Source organism: Alteromonas sp. ABH4_453 (assembly GCF_056160665.1).
Window position 1 is genome coordinate 84,005 of record NZ_JBSWXP010000004.1, and the last position, 18,193, is coordinate 102,197.

Annotated in this window: 20 protein-coding genes; 14 read left to right on the top strand and 6 right to left on the bottom strand. The window is 44.9% G+C overall.

The window, feature by feature from the left end; all coding sequences use genetic code 11:
* Positions 1–61: 61 nt before the first annotated feature.
* The gene (locus ACXAGV_RS09135; protein WP_342290839.1) at positions 62–736 is read right to left on the bottom strand and encodes a hypothetical protein; all 675 of its coding nucleotides are present in this window, start codon (positions 734–736) and stop codon (positions 62–64) included.
* 211 nt (positions 737–947) lie between these two features.
* Between ACXAGV_RS09135 and ACXAGV_RS09140 the strand changes: the two genes are divergently transcribed.
* Both ACXAGV_RS09140 and ACXAGV_RS09145 read left to right on the top strand, forming a co-directional pair.
* On the top strand, positions 948–1,649 hold the full coding sequence (locus ACXAGV_RS09140; RefSeq protein WP_474872987.1) for an HAD family hydrolase: 702 nt from the start codon (positions 948–950) through the stop codon (positions 1,647–1,649).
* Between the two features lie 178 nt (positions 1,650–1,827).
* Complete coding sequence (locus tag ACXAGV_RS09145; RefSeq protein WP_474872988.1) at positions 1,828–3,123, top strand: hypothetical protein; 1,296 nt, start codon at positions 1,828–1,830, stop codon at positions 3,121–3,123.
* A 100-nt stretch (positions 3,124–3,223) separates the two neighbouring features.
* On the opposite strand, the gene ACXAGV_RS09150 is transcribed toward ACXAGV_RS09145, so the two are convergent.
* The gene (locus ACXAGV_RS09150) at positions 3,224–3,556 is read right to left on the bottom strand and encodes a hypothetical protein (protein ID WP_474872989.1); all 333 of its coding nucleotides are present in this window, start codon (positions 3,554–3,556) and stop codon (positions 3,224–3,226) included.
* 278 nt (positions 3,557–3,834) lie between these two features.
* Between ACXAGV_RS09150 and ACXAGV_RS09155 the strand changes: the two genes are divergently transcribed.
* Positions 3,835–4,026: a hypothetical protein gene (locus ACXAGV_RS09155; RefSeq protein WP_474872990.1), complete on the top strand. Its 192-nt coding sequence runs from the start codon at positions 3,835–3,837 to the stop codon at positions 4,024–4,026.
* A 1-nt stretch (position 4,027) separates the two neighbouring features.
* On the opposite strand, the gene epmB is transcribed toward ACXAGV_RS09155, so the two are convergent.
* On the bottom strand, positions 4,028–5,053 hold the full coding sequence (epmB, locus tag ACXAGV_RS09160) for an EF-P beta-lysylation protein EpmB (protein ID WP_474872991.1): 1,026 nt from the start codon (positions 5,051–5,053) through the stop codon (positions 4,028–4,030).
* Positions 5,054–5,089: 36 nt separating this feature from the next.
* Between epmB and efp the strand changes: the two genes are divergently transcribed.
* The 5 genes from efp to ACXAGV_RS09185 all read left to right on the top strand — a co-directional run bounded on the left by efp (position 5,090) and on the right by ACXAGV_RS09185 (position 10,751).
* Positions 5,090–5,659, top strand: coding sequence for an elongation factor P (gene efp, locus ACXAGV_RS09165; RefSeq protein ID WP_390380872.1), 570 nt, complete (start codon positions 5,090–5,092; stop codon positions 5,657–5,659).
* 101 nt (positions 5,660–5,760) lie between these two features.
* The gene (gene epmA, locus ACXAGV_RS09170; RefSeq protein WP_474872992.1) at positions 5,761–6,729 is read left to right on the top strand and encodes an elongation factor P--(R)-beta-lysine ligase; all 969 of its coding nucleotides are present in this window, start codon (positions 5,761–5,763) and stop codon (positions 6,727–6,729) included.
* A 180-nt stretch (positions 6,730–6,909) separates the two neighbouring features.
* Positions 6,910–9,405 carry a TonB-dependent receptor gene (locus ACXAGV_RS09175; RefSeq protein WP_474872993.1) on the top strand — a complete coding sequence of 832 codons (2,496 nt, stop codon included), beginning with the start codon at positions 6,910–6,912 and terminating at the stop codon, positions 9,403–9,405.
* A 164-nt stretch (positions 9,406–9,569) separates the two neighbouring features.
* Positions 9,570–10,193: a gamma-glutamylcyclotransferase gene (locus tag ACXAGV_RS09180; protein WP_474872994.1), complete on the top strand. Its 624-nt coding sequence runs from the start codon at positions 9,570–9,572 to the stop codon at positions 10,191–10,193.
* A 39-nt stretch (positions 10,194–10,232) separates the two neighbouring features.
* Positions 10,233–10,751, top strand: coding sequence for a GNAT family N-acetyltransferase (locus ACXAGV_RS09185; protein WP_474872995.1), 519 nt, complete (start codon positions 10,233–10,235; stop codon positions 10,749–10,751).
* A 55-nt stretch (positions 10,752–10,806) separates the two neighbouring features.
* Here the strand turns inward: ACXAGV_RS09185 and ACXAGV_RS09190 are convergent, their stop codons facing one another.
* The gene (locus tag ACXAGV_RS09190; RefSeq protein ID WP_474872996.1) at positions 10,807–11,415 is read right to left on the bottom strand and encodes a peptidylprolyl isomerase; all 609 of its coding nucleotides are present in this window, start codon (positions 11,413–11,415) and stop codon (positions 10,807–10,809) included.
* 75 nt (positions 11,416–11,490) lie between these two features.
* On the bottom strand, positions 11,491–12,723 hold the full coding sequence (locus tag ACXAGV_RS09195; protein ID WP_474872997.1) for a methyltransferase: 1,233 nt from the start codon (positions 12,721–12,723) through the stop codon (positions 11,491–11,493).
* A 312-nt stretch (positions 12,724–13,035) separates the two neighbouring features.
* On the opposite strand from ACXAGV_RS09195, the gene ACXAGV_RS09200 reads away from it, so the two are divergent.
* From ACXAGV_RS09200 to ACXAGV_RS09225, 6 genes are all read left to right on the top strand, one after another.
* On the top strand, positions 13,036–13,677 hold the full coding sequence (locus ACXAGV_RS09200; RefSeq protein WP_474872998.1) for an alpha-ketoglutarate-dependent dioxygenase AlkB family protein: 642 nt from the start codon (positions 13,036–13,038) through the stop codon (positions 13,675–13,677).
* Positions 13,678–13,682: 5 nt separating this feature from the next.
* Positions 13,683–14,003: a BolA family protein gene (locus tag ACXAGV_RS09205; RefSeq protein WP_474872999.1), complete on the top strand. Its 321-nt coding sequence runs from the start codon at positions 13,683–13,685 to the stop codon at positions 14,001–14,003.
* A 31-nt stretch (positions 14,004–14,034) separates the two neighbouring features.
* Positions 14,035–14,727 carry a phosphatase PAP2 family protein gene (locus tag ACXAGV_RS09210; RefSeq protein ID WP_474873000.1) on the top strand — a complete coding sequence of 231 codons (693 nt, stop codon included), beginning with the start codon at positions 14,035–14,037 and terminating at the stop codon, positions 14,725–14,727.
* Between the two features lie 53 nt (positions 14,728–14,780).
* The gene (locus ACXAGV_RS09215; protein WP_474873249.1) at positions 14,781–15,371 is read left to right on the top strand and encodes a nucleotidyltransferase family protein; all 591 of its coding nucleotides are present in this window, start codon (positions 14,781–14,783) and stop codon (positions 15,369–15,371) included.
* 375 nt (positions 15,372–15,746) lie between these two features.
* Positions 15,747–16,229 (top strand): hypothetical protein, encoded by a 483-nt coding sequence (locus ACXAGV_RS09220; RefSeq protein WP_474873001.1) that lies wholly within the window; start codon positions 15,747–15,749, stop codon positions 16,227–16,229.
* Positions 16,222–16,425, top strand: a complete 204-nt coding sequence (locus tag ACXAGV_RS09225) for a helix-turn-helix transcriptional regulator (RefSeq protein WP_014948230.1) — start codon at positions 16,222–16,224, stop codon at positions 16,423–16,425. Before ACXAGV_RS09220 ends, ACXAGV_RS09225 begins: the two co-directional genes overlap by 8 nt.
* A gap of 116 nt (positions 16,426–16,541) precedes the next feature.
* Here ACXAGV_RS09225 and ACXAGV_RS09230 read toward each other — a convergent pair whose 3' ends face one another.
* Positions 16,542–17,882 carry a nitrate- and nitrite sensing domain-containing protein gene (locus tag ACXAGV_RS09230; protein ID WP_474873002.1) on the bottom strand — a complete coding sequence of 447 codons (1,341 nt, stop codon included), beginning with the start codon at positions 17,880–17,882 and terminating at the stop codon, positions 16,542–16,544.
* Positions 17,883–18,193: the final 311 nt, after the last annotated feature.

Below are 18,193 nucleotides of genomic sequence, written 5' to 3' on the forward strand. Positions count from 1 at the left end.
CAGGCGACCGCTAGACAAGCAACCTTATCGCAACATGAAGCAAATCGAAAACGCCGAGATACTATCCTGATACGGAAATTTCTCGGCGTTTTAGTTTGTGCATCTGCAATAAAATACTGCCACGCATAATTACACTGGTGCCGTTTAGGATAAGCAGCGGCCAGCTTTGGCTTAATGGCATTGTTAGGCCAAATAATAAAGTGCTAACGTCTTTTATCAAGATATTGCGAAACAGCGCAAATGACAGCGACCCCACTTTTTGTCTGCGCTGCAGTACAAACCACTGGTGCAGTGAACCTTGAAATAAGATAACGGTAACGACCAGCATTAATGTGTTTGCGCCAAGCTGTGCAAGCGTTGGGAATGGCCGAAAAGCAATGGAAAGTGTGCCACCAATAAGGGCTAGCAAGGCAACAGCGGCAACATAGCCTGAAATTGAAGTGCGCCTGTGTTGCCATATTTTCCAAATAATAATGAGCGTAAGTATGAGCGCGCCAAATCGTGTCCACACCAAGTAATGGTTGAAAGGCTCTACCGAAATGCCAAATAGGAAAATTGAGAAAAAGGCAAAATAGCTAGAGCCAAATTGGTTAAGTGACAGACTGTGGTTAGCATCGTCACTTTCGCTAGAAACGGGCACTTGAAAGCGCGTCATGGCCTTAATTTGTGACCATAATCCTAACCATGTTAGTAAAAAAAGCGCGGCACTGGCAAAGCCTAAAATGTGGTAAAGCACCCAATTTGCTCCACGTTGAAAATGTTCTAGCTCGTGAATGCCCCAGTGTACCACAGGACTGGCACTGTTCTGGCATGTTCTGACATATGGCATGAAAACAATCACCATTAACAAAGCACTGCAGCAGGGTCCAAAGGTGTTATCGTTTTTTCGGTATCGATTAACCCAATATGTTTTCAAAACCGGTATTGAACTAGCAAGGAGGTTTATTTTGGCATTGCACTCAGTTTCTTCATCAAGTAGCCAGTTAGCGGTAAGCGACAAAACCACAACGCTATTATTTGATCACGACGGTACCCTTATTGACTCAGAATCCGTACATTTTGACCTGTGGAAAGACATTTTGCTGGGGTACGATGTTGAATTAAGCGAGGATTTTTATTGTGAAGTGATGGCGGGTATTCCAGTAAAGCAAAATGCTGTCGATCTCGTCGAACATTTTAATATTGATGTAGCGCCGCAGCAGCTAGCAGAGCAAAAACACAAAAGCATTAGCGACTACTTAGATAAGCGAGCTTTTCCCTTAATGCCGTTTGCTAAAGAAACCATTGAACATTGTGCAAACAAAGGTTACACCATTGGCATTGTGACGGGGGGAAGTAAAAAGTCGGTGGAAAAAACCTTATCTCAGTATGGTTTAAGTGCTTATATTTCTTGCGTGGTTGCCGTGGAAGATGTCGAAAACAGCAAACCAGCACCCGATTGTTACGCACTTGCAATGGACAAGCTAGGGAAAATACCAAGTGAATGCGTGGCAATTGAAGACACGCAAACCGGCATGACAGCGGCACTTGCTGCGAACCTAGCCTGCGTTGTGATACCCACGGATTTGTCGAAACACCATGACTTGTCTGGTGCCACAGTGCGGTATACAAGCTTGAAAGACTGGGTGGACTGCGAGCTCGTTTTTTAGCGAATGCGGTGGGGGTTAATTGCCCACTTGTCGTGCCACTTGTCACTGGTGGCGCGAAAATAGATAACGTAGTATAACCAGCACGTTAGGGCGTAACTTTCTTTGTTTTACAGCAAAAAACGCCAGAGGCGCTAATTTATTTTTTATTCATTGTTATGACAGGTACAGTTGATTTCTCATGATTTTGCGTAGCGTAAAATGGCTTTTGATTACTCTTGCCATCATAGTTGTTCTGCTTGTAGTAAGCGTTGCTACGGTTACGGTTATGGCTGTGCAAAAAGCGCCATTAGTCGCATCGACAGCGCCCACGCAGCTAGATGGTGCTGATAGCGTTAATGAACTCCTCGGTCAGCTGCAACAGGCCTTTTCCCGCCGAGAAGAGGGGCATCAAGTTACGCTCACCGAAACCCAAGTCGAAAGCTTAGTGGGTGTGTTACAGCGTGCATTACCTGACTTTAAGGGCGTAGTGAATATCACCCCATTGGCGGGAACCATTAATATCACTTACGCTATCAACAATACGGGGTATTATGTAAATGCCTCAGCGCTAGTGCTGCCTGGCGATAGCCTGCGTATAGAGCAAGTTCAAGTTGGCGACTTAACCATTCCAGGTCGATTTTTACTTTGGTTTTTAGAGCGTACGGTGAACTCTTATACGCAATCAGAAATAGCCACCATTGCGTTATCGCGGGTTGAACGTGTGACCATGAGAAGCGGTGAACTTACCCTTGATGTTGGGCGTTTAGATGAGCTGCTAAGCGAGTTAAACGTGGTGGCGTCGAACATGTCGGTAAGCGAACAGACCGAGCTTCAGCAGTTATCTGCGTACTATTTACGTTATTTGTCTGGTAGAGAAATAGCCTTATCAAGTAAACCGGTATCCCTTATTGAATACTTGCGCGAAGGGATGGCACGGGCGAGAGAGCAAAGCCAAACCCCTGAAGATGCAGTACTGCATAATAATGCGGTAATCCTCGCTTTAGCGGTTTACGTTGGGCATCATCGTGTTGGGACTCTGGTGGGCGACATACAGCCAGATTCCGAAAAAGCGTTAAAGCCTCGCAGAGGTGCTGTGCTGCACAAGCGCAACGATTTGGCTCGTCACTTTATCATTTCTGCTGCATTAGAGTTAATGGCTGAACAAGGTATGTCTTTAGCAATTGGCGAGTTTAAAGAGCTAATGGATCGGGGCAACGGTGGTTCGGGCTATAGCTTTGTAGACTTAGCGGCAGACATGTCGGGTACTGAGTTTGCAAAGGTTGCTACCCATCCAAATACTGCGATGGAAGTGCAAAATGCGATTGCGCGCATTCAAAGTGAACTTGAAATCATCCCGCCTATTGAAGGCCTGCCCGAAGGCTTAAGTAAGCAAGCGTTTACTGAACAATATCAGCGGGTGGACAGTAAAGCATACTTAAAAGAAGTGCAGGAAATTAAGCGGAGAATAGCCTTGCTATCGCTTTATCAAAAATAAACGGTAAGGCGCGTGAGAATTCGCCGTAAGCGAGAAGCTAATTTCAAAAAAGCCCGCAAATAAAGCGGGCTTTTCGTTCATAGATATATTTTAGTCCGCGCTAGCTTTTAGATAGGGATTGCTGAAATTGCGCAATGGTCACCAGCGCCAACTCAATTTTTTTAACCAAAGGTGCAAGTGCCTGCTTAGCGGCATAGTCATCCAGCTCCTTTAATGATTGCCAATCGTTTGCTATCTCTTGTACATAGGGGCCAAAGCGCTTGGCTGATGTAGTGAAACCGCTATCGTCAGCGAATACGGCAGCAAACTTACCTTTCTGATCGCGCTGTAAGTTATCTAAAACTTGGTCGGCATCAACGGCTTTGCGGTGCAGCGTTTGAAGTGTTTCTTGAAGTTGTTGATGGACAGCTTGCATCTCTTGGCTCTGTTGCATAGTCACGCCTTTTGTTTCTAATGTAATCCGGTGCACGTGTTAGCCGCACACTTAATGTTCATATATATTGCGCAGCTATCATTTATGCTACGCCGAATGTATTACGGTAAATAATGGTTAAAGTTTCGCCTTTCAAGGCCGATAACTTAACGATGTTGTAAATTACAAAGCTTGCGGTTCACTAACGAACTTGCTGGTTACGTAACACTCAACACATCGTAAGGGTGGGCAATTCTGCCCATTTTTTTACTTTGCTACAAGCAACAAAGGAAAATGGTATGGATCTACAAGGTGCTAGTGCCTCTGGAACGTCCGGTGCGTCACTTGAGTTGGCCTCTCTTAAGTTGGCAAAAAGCCAACAAGAGCAAGAGGGTAAAGCGTCGCTTCAGCTGCTGGAATCAGCCGCTGACGTACCAAAACCGTCATCTTCGAACCCCGCGTTAGGCGCCAACATCGATACCTACGCGTAAGTTACGGATGCAAATGTAAGTCGATAGGCGTTTTGCCGGGTTGACCGCCAATTTCTCTCACCAGTTTTGGCACCAAGAAGCCCGGCAGGCGCTTTATCGCTTCTTCCATAATTGCGCGGCCTTCATCATCACTCACATAAAAATGACTCGCACCCTGCACTTTATCTAACACGTGCAAGTAATAGGGCAGTACACCAGCCTCAAACAGTGTTTCACTTAAATCACTTATGGCATCGCCGGAATCGTTTACGCCTTTTAGCAATACCGACTGATTGAGTAGGGTTACACCTCTTTCTCGCAATGTGTTTAATCGGTTTTTTAGCGTTTCTGACATCTCATTCGCGTGGTTTGCGTGCAGCACTAATACTTTTTGAAGCGGCAATGCGGTAAACCATTCAACAAAGTCATGGCTAACTCGTTCTGGTAGCACTACCGGCAAACGGCTATGAATACGCAGGCGTTTTATATGGGGAATGGCGGCAATTTCGTTGGCTAACCACGACAAATGTTCATCTTTCGCCATCAGTGGGTCGCCACCTGAAAAAATCACCTCATTAATTTTGTTATTATTGCGAAGGTATTCAAGCACATCAAGCCATTGGTGCTTACTTACCGCATTGTCGGCGTAAGGAAAATGGCGGCGAAAACAGTAACGGCAGTTTATTGCACAGCCGGTGCGAACCATTAACAACACGCGAGAATCATATTTGTGCAGTATGCCTTTGCCTGCGGTGTCGTGCTCGTCTAACGGATCTTCGCTATAGCCGGGTGATGTTAGGAATTCATCGCTTAACGGCATGACTTGCAAAAACAGCGGGTCGTTGGGATTTTCTTTTTCCATCAGGTCCACAAAATGTCGTGGAACACGCATAGGAAAAAGACGACGTGCTTTAATGTGTTGTGCGTATTTTTCTTGGTCTAAATCTAAGTGTTGCAATAGCTTTGCAGGATCAGTAAAGCTACTTGCTAATTCTTTTTGCCAGTTATGCTCTACAGAAATCGGTTTTTTAGGTATTATTTGTTCCACGAAACTTTTTGTACCTTATGTTTAGACAGAGGAATTATGGCTAATTACAGCACTAACGAGTTCAAAGGCGGCCTGAAAATCATGCTGGACGGCGAACCTTGCAACATTCTAGAAAACGAATACGTAAAGCCGGGTAAGGGCCAAGCGTTTAACCGCGTAAAAATCCGCAAGCTTATTTCAGGTAAAGTTTTAGAAAAAACTTTCCGCTCAGGTGAATCAGTAGAAGGCGCTGACGTAATGGATACGGAACTTGCCTACTTGTACACCGACGGCGAATTCTACCACTTTATGAACAACGATACATTCGAACAAATCGCTGCAGACGAAAAAGCGGTAGGCGAGAATACAAAGTGGTTGGTAGAAAACGACATTTGCACCATTACACTGTGGAACGGTTCTCCTATTACGGTAACGCCACCTAACTTTGTTGAGCTAGAAATCACTGAAACGGACCCAGGTCTTAAAGGTGATACAGCAGGCACTGGCGGTAAGCCAGCAACGCTTAGCACTGGTGCAGTTGTTCGCGTTCCTTTATTCGTACAAACAGGCGAAGTTATCCGTGTAGATACGCGCTCTGGCGAATACGTGTCTCGTGCACAAAAATAATAGCGAAAACTAGCGCGCTTTTAGCGCATGTTGTTTACGTATAAAAGCCGGTGCCTTGTGTACCGGTTTTTTGTTTAAGCTTACTATTTAGGTTTTAATACATGCAATTTTGGCAGCCTACTACCACTCATGATACGCGTGTTGCGCGTGCTGAATTACTCAGAAGCATCCGCGAGTTTTTTTACGCAAGAAACGTGTTAGAGGTAGATACGCCTTTACTTTCAAACGGCACAGTTACCGATGAACACCTAGATGCTTTTGAAACACAGTTTAACTTTGGCTTATCCGGTAAGCCAACCACGCTGTATCTTCAAACTTCCCCTGAATATGCCATGAAGCGGTTACTGTGCGCAGACAGCGCAAGTATTTACCAAGTGTGTAAAGCGTTTCGCCATGAAGGGGAAGGGCGCTGGCACAACCCCGAGTTCACCATGCTAGAGTGGTACCGCTTAGGTTTTGATCACTTTGAGCTAATGGACGAGGTTGACGCCTTGCTGCAAGAAACCCTAAACACGCCTTTGGCCGACAAGATGACGTATCAGCAAGCTTTTCAAACCTATTTAAATATTGACCCGTTAAGTGCAGATAACGATGCGTTGCTAAAAGCAATGAAAAAGCAAAACATAGATATGCATGCGCCGGAAAACCTAAGCTATGACAGCAAGTTACAACTGTTATTCAGCTATGTGATCGAACCTAAAATCGGTAACGAAAAACCGTGCTTCATCTACGATTTCCCTGCTTCTCAGGCGGCGCTTGCCAAACTAAGCCCAGTTGATGAACGGGTTGCCGAACGCTTTGAGGTGTATTACCAAGGCGCTGAACTTGCTAACGGTTTTCATGAGTTAAGTGCTGCAAAAGAGCAGCGCGAGCGCTTTGAAGCTGATAACAAGAAACGCAAAGAAAATGGGTTACCCATAAAGCCCATTGATGAGAACTTTCTAAGCGCGCTAGATGCCGGATTGCCACCGTGTTCAGGTGTGGCGCTGGGCATTGACCGTTTGCTTATGCTTAAAACCAATGCAACGCACATACAAGAGGTGCTTAACTTCACGGTAAGCAGAGCTTAAGGCCTTTATATTGCTTATGGGTTAGAAAAGCGCAGACTTTGCACTTAAACAGTTACAAAACATTAAATAACGCTAGATAACTGGAAAGTTACGTTAGCCTGCGGTTGACATGAGCACGGCAATGCTGAAAAATGTTATAACATCACCAGATAATGTTATAACATCCTCAGAGGAATACCCATGAAAATGCGTTCGCTGCTAAGTTTGTCCATAGCAGGGCTGTTAAGTACGCCTGTGTATGCCACCACAGTAACGGGAAAAGTCACCGACACGGCAGGGCAACCTGTTGCAGGGGCTGAAGTAAAAATCGAAGGCAGCCGCCGTGTAGCATACACCGATGCAAATGGTATTTACCGTTTTGACGATGTAAAGCAGCCACATATTCATTTACATGTTTATTCTTCAAACTACATTCATGGTGATAACGACTTAGGCGACGTAAATACGGATCAAAATGTAGACTTCGTTTTAAAGCCTGCATCCGTTGAAAACATCGTGGTTACCGCTAACGCACTTCAATCATCTGTACTGGAATCTGTTACACCAGTGACCGTAATTGGTGCTGATAAACTGCGTAAAATCGAAGCGCCTACGTTAGGTGAAACCCTTAAAAACGCGCCTGGTGTGCACAGCACCTACTTTGGCCCAGTCTCAAGCAGCCCGGTTATTCGCGGTAACGATGGCCCTCGCGTGAAAATAGTTCAAAACGGGTTAGATGTTTCTGACGTATCTCGTGTTGGACCAGATCATAACGTAGCGACTACGCTTTCAAGTGCAACCCAGGTAGAAGTACTTCGCGGCCCAGCAACACTTCAATACGGCAGCGGTGCTATCGGTGGAGTGGTTAACGTAGTAGATAAACGCATTCCCCAGTACCAAATAGATGGCGTAGAAGGCGAAGCTGAAACTAGCTATAGCACAGTGAATGACGGCGCGTATACTCGTGCAGATGTAACAGGCGGCAGTGGTAATATTGTATGGCATGTTGATGGCTTTTATCGCGATACAGACAATGCAGATATACCTGGTTTTGCATCTATCGACCCCGATGAAGATGAACCTAACGGCGTACTAGAAAGCAGCGCAATGGAAACGCGCAACATTGTTGCGGGTCTATCTTACGTAGCAGACGAAGGTTACTTTGGCTTCGCGGTTGAGCAGTTAGACAATGAATATGGCGTGCCAGGCCACAGTCATGCTCACGGTGAAGAGGAGCACGATGAACATGACGAAGAACATGAAGATGAAGAGCACGAAGAACATGATCATGGCGAAGAGGGTGTGCTACTTGATGTAGATATGACTCGCTATCAAGCAGCCGGTGAATGGCATTCACCCTTTGAAGGGCTAACTAACCTTAAATTTGCGGCAGCTTACACTGACTACGAACATGCTGAGATTGAAGACGGTGAACCAGGCACGGTATTCACTAATGAGTCGAGCGATATCCGTCTTTCTGCTTACCACGAAGAAGTGAACGGCTGGCACGGCGTGTTCGGGCTACAGTTTAATCATAGCGATTACAATGCCGTGGGCGAAGAAGCCTTTACCCCCGCTAATACCACATCGAGCTACGCACTTTATCTAATAGAACAAAAGAAAGTAGGCGATGTAACGTTTGAGCTTGGCGGCCGACTAGAGCGCACGACCTTAGACGCTGATGCCAGCGAAGTGGAACTTGACGTATTACATGAAGAACATGAAGGCGAGGAACACGAGGGCGAAGAACACGACGAAGAGCATGAAGGTGAAGAACATGAAGAGCACGCTGTTGCCTTCAACTTCCCTGATTATGACTTTACCAGCTTGTCACTTTCAGCAGGCGCTAACTGGGAATATCAGGAAGGTCATTCAATTGCTGTAACCTTATCACGCAGCGAACGTGCGCCTAGCCAGCAAGAGCTTTTCTCTGCGGGCCAGCATTTAGCAACCCAAAGCTACGAAGTGGGTTTAGTATTTGATATGGATGAAGAAGGTCATATTGAAGAAACACTTAAAGGCGTAAAAGAAGAAGTAAGCACCAACCTAGACATTACTTTCCGTAAATTTACCGGAAGCTGGGGCTACAGTGCGTCGTTTTTCTATAATCAGGCGGATGACTATATTTTCCAAACGAGCACAGGTTTAATTGCACTTAGTGAGCATGAAGAACACGGCGAGCATGAGGAAGAAGAACTAGAGGGCGAACACGAAGAGCACGAGCATGATGAGCATGGCGCTGAAGAAGGCTTGCCTATCTATTACTTTCAACAGGCTGACGCTGACATCTGGGGTTTCGAAGCAGAAACCTATGTTGATTTAACAGATACGCTACGCTTAACCGTATTTGGTGACTATATTCGCGCAGAAATCGAAGACGACAACCTTCCGCGCACGCCACCTATGCGCTTTGGTAGTGAATTGAGCTACGTGAACAATGGTTTAAGCGCTGACGTAGGCTTTACATGGTACGACGACCAAAACGAAGTTGCGTCGTTCGAAACCACAACCGATGGCTATACATTGGTAAATGCAAGCGTACAGTATGAGTTTGGTTCTCAAGGTATCGACTGGGTATTGTTCGCCCGTGGTGAAAACCTGACTGATGAAGATGCCCGTGTTCATACATCTTTCTTAAAAGACCAAGCACCGCTTCCAGGTAGAAACTTTACTATGGGTGTGAGAGCGTTGTTTTAATTAACAGCATTACTGTATTAAGCAAAGGCGGTGTAACTTGTTACTCCGCCTTTTTTATTTATGCTGTGTGAAAAATGGTGAACGCAGTTTTTTGGGGCTTTACACAGCAAAGATAAATAGTCCGAAAATAGTGATAATGAAGCGGCTATGACGTAGAGGTAAAAATGAATGAAATAGCGAATTGGCTAAGTACGCAAACCGAAAAGCATATGGTTTTAGGTTACGGAAGCTTACTTAGTAAAGACAGTCGAGAACGCCACTCAAACATTTTCACTAAAGGGATCCCTGTAACTGTATCTGGCTTCGAACGGGCTTGGGTAACGCGCAGTATTCATGAAGAGCAAACCTATGTAGGCGCCGTGGCCAACGTCCACAGTCATCTGAACGCTCAGCTTATCCCCACGCAAATTAACCCTGCCTTACAGGAGAGGGAAAAAGACTATAGGTTTATTGAAGTAAGCCCTAAAGCACTCGATTTTCACCTTCATCAAGGTGAGGTAACAGGTGCGTTAAATGAGCGATTGTCGCAGTTTACTTTCTGGATTTGTGAAACACTCGCGTGCGAGCCAGCAAGCGAAGCATTCCCTGTTAACCAAACCTATATTGATACCTGTATGGCCGGTTGCCTTGAACACGGTGGCATAAAAGAAGCGGAGCGATTTGTAACACATACGTCACTATGGGAGCACCCAAGAGTAAATGACAGAGCACAACCCAAGTACCCGCGTGCAGCAAAGGTAAATAGTGAAGCTATTGAACAGATAGACAAAATTTTAGCGAAGCGCTAGTTTTAGCAGTAGCAAACGCCCTTAATCAGAGAATTTAGTGTGAAGACAGGTGTATCAATTTTAACCTCCGATAAAATTACTTTAAGACCGCTCACGTTTGATGATCAACACTGGGTATTGGCATTACAGCAAGACGAGCTGTGGCTTAAGTACATTGGAAGTAAAAATGTAAATACGTTAGACGATGCCTGCGATTACATTGGGAAAACCAATGCACAACGAGAAGAGTGGGGGTACGGTCTACTTGCGGTTGAGCTAAATAAAACTAAACAGTCGTTAGGGGTTTGTGGTTTATTTAATCGCTTTGCATTTGAATGCCCAGATTTGGGTTTTGCGATGCTGCCAGAAGCAAGAGGAAGCGGCTTATGCCATGAGGCATGCAAGAAGGTTATAGCCTGGGCTACTGCTGAGGGGTATGGCTTTTTAACCGCAATGACACACCCAGATAATAAAGCATCGCAAAAGCTATTACAGCGACTAGGGTTCAAAAAGCAGGGATTCTACTTCGATAAAACCTTTCCAAAACAGCATTTGTTCAGGTTAGAATTACAGCCATAAAGCATTGCTCTCTATGGCTGTTTTTTGTTAGTAGTTTACGAAAAGCAAGCCGTCGTTATAGAGGCGGCAACACCGTCATCTTTTTAATAATGATCGGCTCAATGGGTACGTTATTCGCGTTAAGGCGAATGGAGTATTCAGTTTCTACTTCCGACATAGCATCAACAATGTCTTCGCCTTCTACAATCACGCCAAACACCGCGTAGCCCCAGTCCCTTCCAGGGTTTAAGCTGCTGTTGTCATTCACATTGAAGAAAAACTGTCGGTTTGCGGTATGCGGGTCACCTTGTCTAGCCATTGCAATGGTGTGCAGATCGTTAGTCAAACCGTTACCAGACTCATTGAATATATCGGGGAAGTTCGACTTGCCGTTGAAGTCAGCAGTATAGCCTCCACCTTGCACAACAAAACCAGGTACTATACGGTGAAAAATAGTGTCTTCGTAGGCGCGCTTATCCACATAACGAAGAAAGTTATTTACCGTAATTGGCGCGCGTCTTCTGTCTAGCTCAACCACGATATCGCCCATAGTGGTTTCTATTTTCACCCTTGGGTAATAGTTATCGGGCTGAACCTGAGACCCATCGTCTTTTTTGGCCATAACAGATGAACTGCTGCCAATCAGCATAATGGCAGTCAGCATTGATAAAAGTATTTTCTTCATAAAAATGCCTTTAAATATATTCCTTAGTTTGTGCACTTTTTCGGCGCACCTTTCATTTTGCACCTTTTTCCGCGCTTAGCGTTTTGCAGTGCCTAAGATAACGAACTTTTTATCACTCGCAAGTACCTTGGCGCCACCAAACAGCTTTTTAAGTTTAATGTGGTAGTCAAGGTGTCTGTTGCCAACCACCACCAAGTGACCACTTTTAATAAGCAATTCACGAGAATCTGTAAACATCTGCCATGCAATATGATCGGTAATTGCGTTTTGTTGATGAAAGGGCGGGTTACACAAAATTTTGGTAACAGCAGGCTTATTTTCACGGTTTAATAACGTTTCCAGACAGTTGCTTGCTACAAACTCGCACTGGTCGATTTTATCCGGAAAGTTGTTTAGCACGTTGAGTCGGGCACTTTCCAACGCCATATAGGACTCGTCCACGAATATCACTTTGGCGTCAGGAGCGAGAGACAGCGCGTTTACACCCAGTACACCATTACCACAGCCTAAATCTACCACAACGTCATTGGCACTCACCGTCATGTGCTCAAGCATAATACGCGCGCCAATATCCAGCGACTGTCGAGCAAATGTGTTGGCAAGGTTATCAATAGTAAGCTCTGCGCCCATGGTGCTTTTACACTGCCAGCGCGTAGGATAGGGAGAGTCAGCGAGTTTTAGAGACTCACGAGGCGTTGCGAAAATAAGCCGAGATTTCTTTTTAGCAAGAGAGGTGGTCGTTGGCCCAATATATCGCTCAAACAAGTTAAGTACTGACTTTGTAATGGCCTTAACTTTGCCCGTTGCGACGATGCGAGTATCGGGCGTAACATATTTCTGTAAATCAATAAGCTGTTGTTCAAGAAGTGCGAGGGCGCGGGGGACCTTAAGCACAACAAGACTTGGCGCCTTTTCTAGCTTAAGCGTTAAGCTTTGCACGCTGGTCAAGGTTTTCAGCGGCGCGGTTTGTAGACCGTTTTTATTACTCGCCTCTGCATTATCCAGTAGATGATTGGCTTTTAAATTCTCAGATAACGAGCGCAAGGATATGTAAGAGTCAGATACCCAGTAAGGTGATAAGTGTGAAAACCAACAACCCAACGCACCGAAATCGTCGTTAAATATCATCATTGAGCCATCATTCTCGTCGCTGCCTATCGAAAGAGACGCGTCACTTAGTAAAGCCTCAATGTGCTCAATAACGAGTTCATCGGCGCTATCCCATGCTTGAAGGCTTATATGCTGGTGCTTTTCTGGGTAGCGAATAAGCGAGAATTGTCGGTCGGCAAAAATAAATTCAGTATTCATTGGAGTCAGTTTTCAGAGAAAGGCTCAAAGCACTCACGTTGGAATGCTATTTGGTTTAAGTACGCGACCTTTATCTTATCATATCAGGAAGGTCTAGCCATTAAGGCGTTATTCTTGAACAATGAATGTGTATGGCAAGCCGTGAACGCGTGTGGGTTAAAGAATCACCATACAAACCGCAGAAAAATCCACATTAGCAAAGCATGCGTAATTAGAGTGTAATTAGGGGAATCGCACAAGTGTGTTTAAGTACGTTTGAGCTCAAGTTCCCATAGTCAAGATTATAAATCACCGGAAATATCATAGTTACGTATGCAGTTTTCTCTTTTCGAGACCCCAGAACACAATAGCTCATCTCATAAGCTCCCGCTGTCGGAGGGCGATGTTACTTATTTTCCTCAAGCGCTATCAAAAAATGATGCAGATACTTTTTTTGAGTTACTGAAGGACGAGTTACCCTGGCGTCAGGACTCGATCAGATTGTTTGGCAAGCCGGTAAAAATTCCCCGTCTTCAGAGCTGGCACGGTGATGAAGATTGCACCTATACCTATTCGAATTTAACCATGTCGCCAAATCCGTGGACGAACAGCCTACTAAGTATTAAGCACTGTTGTGAAGCGTTATGTGCTCCAAACCAAAACCCAAAGTTCAACAGTGTGTTAGCGAATTGGTATCGCAACGGACAAGATAGCATGAGCTTTCATTCAGATGATGAGCCTGAGTTGGGCATAAACCCTGTTATTGCATCCGTCACCTTAGGTGAAGCAAGGCCCTTTGTTTTTAAGCACAAAGAAACAAAGGAAAAGCATACACAGGTGCTTGAGCACGGCAGCGTATTAATTATGGCAGGAACAACACAAAGTCATTATGTGCACGGTATTGCGAAGACGGCTAAGCCTATCGGTGGTAGAATTAACCTTACATTCCGACATCTTATTCAAAGAACAAGGTAAGCCAAATGCAAGTAAAAGCGTTTCTGGAAACTACAATTGAAGCAGCACTTAATCCGAGTTATCTCGAGGTTGTAGATGAAAGTTTTATGCACAATGTTCCAGAGGGAGCTCAAAGTCACTTTAAAGTAACGGTAGTGAGCGGTGCTTTCGAGGGTAAGCGCTTGATTGCAAGGCACAGAGAAATCAACGGTCTTGCCGCCGAAGCGCTGCAGGGGCCAGTGCATGCTTTAGCACTTCACACGTATACGCCCGCAGAATGGGAAGCGCGAGGTGGACAATCTCTGGTATCGCCACATTGCCTTGGCGGCAGCAAGCACGACCTATAACGTTCTTTTTGTACTAAATGGAAGTAGATTTATGACAAGCAGTGAAACGAAAAACAGCGGCGCGCTAGCCTCTTACTTAGATATCATTAAAACACCCTCTATTCAGGTGTTACTACTTGGCACCGGTTTTTTGCTTATGATGCTGTTTGTCTACATGGGCGTGCTGACTACGTTTGACAATGCGTTATTCAATGTAATTAGCGAAGCGGGCAATGTATCAGGTTGGAAAGAAGACGCGCTTCGCGATATCACCGCGTTAGGCAGTAACACGGCGCTTGTTTTTGTAACGATTTCAGTTGCCGGAGCCTTGGCGATGGCCGGTGAAAAGAAAAAAGCACTGACTTTCTTGATTGCTGTTGCCGTGGGGATCGCAACGACCTTCTTACTCAAAGCAGGCATCGACAGGCCTCGTCCTCCGCTGCCCATGCAGGATGTGAGTGTGTATACACAAAGCTTCCCCTCTGCACATGCTACCTTATCTACGCTTGTTTATTTCTATATAGCCTATTTGTTAACGTACTTCACGCAAAACGCTTCAGTTAAAGTGTGGATCTACTTTGCTGCCACCTTTCTTGTATTTTGTATTGGCTTAAGCCGCATTTTATTGGGCGTGCATTGGCCTAGTGATATCATTGCAGGGTGGTTTGCTGGTGGCAGTATGGCTGCCTTTTGCTTTTATATCATCAAGTGGAAACGCAAACTGCGTATAAAAGATGAAGGTTAAACGTGGACAAGCGCAGACGGCTTGAAGGTGTCATCAAGCGGGACCCTTTCAGAATGCGTTGCCTTCGCGCTTTGAGAACGCTCAATTTACCGCAAGGGTACATAGGTGCAGGTTTTGTTCGAAATGCCATATGGGATGAGTTACACGAAAGAACTACACCGACTCCGCTTAACGATATTGATGTTGTTTACTTTAGTGGTGGAATTACTCCGTCGGAAATCGTTGCGACAGTTGAGAAAGCAATGGAATCCGTACCTCAACCTCACATTCACTCCCCAAGTTTTGCAGCCGCTAAATCAGAACTAAAAGTACAAGAACAAGTTATTAAACACGAGTTATCGCGTATGGTTCCCCAAGCAAATTGGCAAGTTAAAAACCAAGCGCGTATGCACTTAGCTCACGAGCATGCTCCCTATCAAAATTGCCACGACGCTATTTCTTATTGGATAGAACGAGAAACCTGTGTTGCGGTTCGTCTTTTAGCCAACGATGATTTAGACATACTCGCGCCATTTGGTTTGGAAGCAAACTTCGTCGGCACCATAAGTATTAACCCAAAATATCCAAGACCCGAAGTTTTTAAACAGCGACTTGCTTCTAAGAATTGGCTTACTGTTTGGCCTTCGCTAACAGTTCAGAAATAACTGGAAAGCAGTACGTACTTGTAAGAATCGGCACGCAATGTTTGAGACTATACTCTAGTTAATCAAAGCCATAATAAACATTCTTCTGCGCAACAATTCGTTGTTCTTGTGCTTTTATACCAGCAGCAAAGCATTACTCAATAACCATTTTATCTCGGTATTTCCTTTGTACCTATCATCCATAAAGTTACGAAAGAGCGCTGTCACAGTAAACGCTTAACACTTGAGTTGCACAAAAAACTTGCACTTGTGTAACCTTTGGTTATTATTGATACCTATGGGTTACATATGATCCGTTTAGGTATCAAACGAGACACTAAAACGCAGTGAGCTTTATATGGCATCAATGCGCCGTTAATAATAAGGAATTTAAAAATGGCAACATCAATTTTAGTAACACCAGAGACGGAGCAAGAGTATTTAACAATAACTGGAAAAGTTAGTATTTGCCTTGCTCTTATTGTACTAAGTAAGGCTGCGTTGGCTGTGGTCAACGACACTGGCTCAGTGGTTAACGTACTACTGAATCTGATAGCAGCGGCAAGTGCGATTTACTGCGTTGTTTTATCAGTTAAAACGATGAAATTCACAAAAAATATATCGCGTTTGGGTTTTTGGACACTGAAATTTAACGATGAGTATGTGGACTATGTCAGTTCGTTTAGCTTGCGCATTACCTGTCACATCATGTTATTTGGTGCGTTGGTTCTTGCTTTTTGGGGCGACAGCAGATGGTTTGTAGATCTCATGGCCCCCTTTGAGATCACCAATGCTCTTCAAGTCTTGCTCGGTGTAGCCGCGGCTGCGCATGGAACATCCATTTTATGGAAGCTGCGTGAGGAAGACCTAGATGAATGAAGATTTAGATAACCACATTCATAAGCTACGATTGCAACACAAAATATCTCAGCAAGAATTAGCTGACGCTATTGGTGTTTCCAGGAAGACTATTAGCACAGTAGAAACCGGACGCTTTACACCATCGGTAGTTATTGCTCTAAAAATTGCCGAATATTTTGCCATTCCAGTTGAGCAAGTATTCGCACTTAAGTAAATAGGTAGCGTTATGCTGGAACTATAGTGTAGTGATTGTCATATTAGATAGCGCTGCACTATACGGTTGAATTAGTACGTCTGAACTAGTACGTCTGAATTAGTACGAGCCGGAATTTATCTTCTGGCCGAGTTTTTCGATGCAATATCAACGATTTTAGCGGAAATAGCGGCTATGGTTGTGTTTTCGCTCATGGCTTGTTTTTGCAGTCGGCGATACGCGTTATTTTCGCTTAGTCCAAATTGTTCCATAACTACCAGCTTTGCTCGACTTATCAGCTTCTGATCTTGAATTGAACGCTTAGCCTCTTCGAGCTCTCGCCCCATGTCTTCTATATGCTGGGCTTGTGAACGCAGTAAGTCGTAAAAAGAGCGGTGGGCCGATAAGGTTTTAGTCTGCTCATTGAGCGACAGCGTTTTAATGTCGTCTTCTTTTGTATCTTCCGCCAAGCCCGGCACACTGGGATCAAACAATAAGGTGAGCGGCGAGCCATCATTAGCGTGCTCATCGTTAAAGCGCGTAAGCAACTGTTGATGATTGGCCATTTCATTTTTTGCATTGGCAACTTTACTGTTAGCTTGCTGTGTTAAGGCTTCGGTCAGTGCCACTTCGATATCCTGCATTGCATCTATACGACGGGTCGCTACATCAAACCATACTTCTGATATTTCAGCGGCAATCGGGCTGCCATCACCAAGTTGCGCAATCATATTCCTAAGCTGTGTAATGTCGATTGCAGCCGGGCTTTGATTTAATGCTTCCAATGCCGCTTTGTGCGGCTTACAGCTAAATTCACAGAATATACTGAAGTGATGTTCTTGGGCTTGTTGAAGCGCGGCTAATTTTTCACAAAGGCGCACATCAAAATGTGTTTCTGCGAAACCAATAGCACCCCACGCCCGCTCTTGCCCCGCGTATTCTTTTGCCTGCATAAAATTGAAAAGAGCAACCAGTAGGCGGGTTATCGTTGGGTCGCTTGCTATATCTGCCGCTTCAAAAATGACCGTAAGCAAACTGGCAACTAGGCGGCTATATGCTCGTGTAGATTCCAGCGGCGTTAGCTGCAACTTACTTACTTGTTCTCTTAAGCGAGGTAGGTAGTCTGTAGCCTGCATGACAAGTGTAATACTGCTTAATAGACGGGGGTTACCCGTAGTGATTTCATCTGTAAGGTAGAGGGACTTTAAATGGCTTTTTAGCAATGACTCCGCTTGTTCGCTGGCACTGACATACTGTATTCGCTCAACACGATAACGTTCGCCCTTTGAAGCAAGAAAAATATTGCTGGCCCCCCGTTCTTTTTGAAGTTCATGAATGAGCTCTCGAACGGCAATTACAATTCGACAATTACTAGATAATTGCTCAAGCACGGTTATTTCGGCGTGCTTGGCCGCTAGCAAAAAGCGCTTAGTGGCGTCGCTACAAAGCGCAATGGTCTGTTCTGGTTCATGAAGCATGTTAAGGCCTGCTAATCTTCGGTACACACGTTTCGAATTTTTATTGATGAGTGCATCTATTGGCGAAACGTTTTTTGAAACTCTATGCTCTTAGCCCCCTGCACTCAGTAGAGCAATACGTGTACCAAGCAACACTTATGCCCTGTTTATTACAATTAATGAAGATAAGCGTTAGAGTGAGCAAAAACGTTCGCAGTGCTGACATTTAGCGGTATGTGATGTTGCTGAAACTTTTGTTGAAGGTGACTTTACAAGGGGAGACAGGAAGGTTAGCGACGCTGGGAGGGAAGAGGCTGCGCCAAAATGGTGCA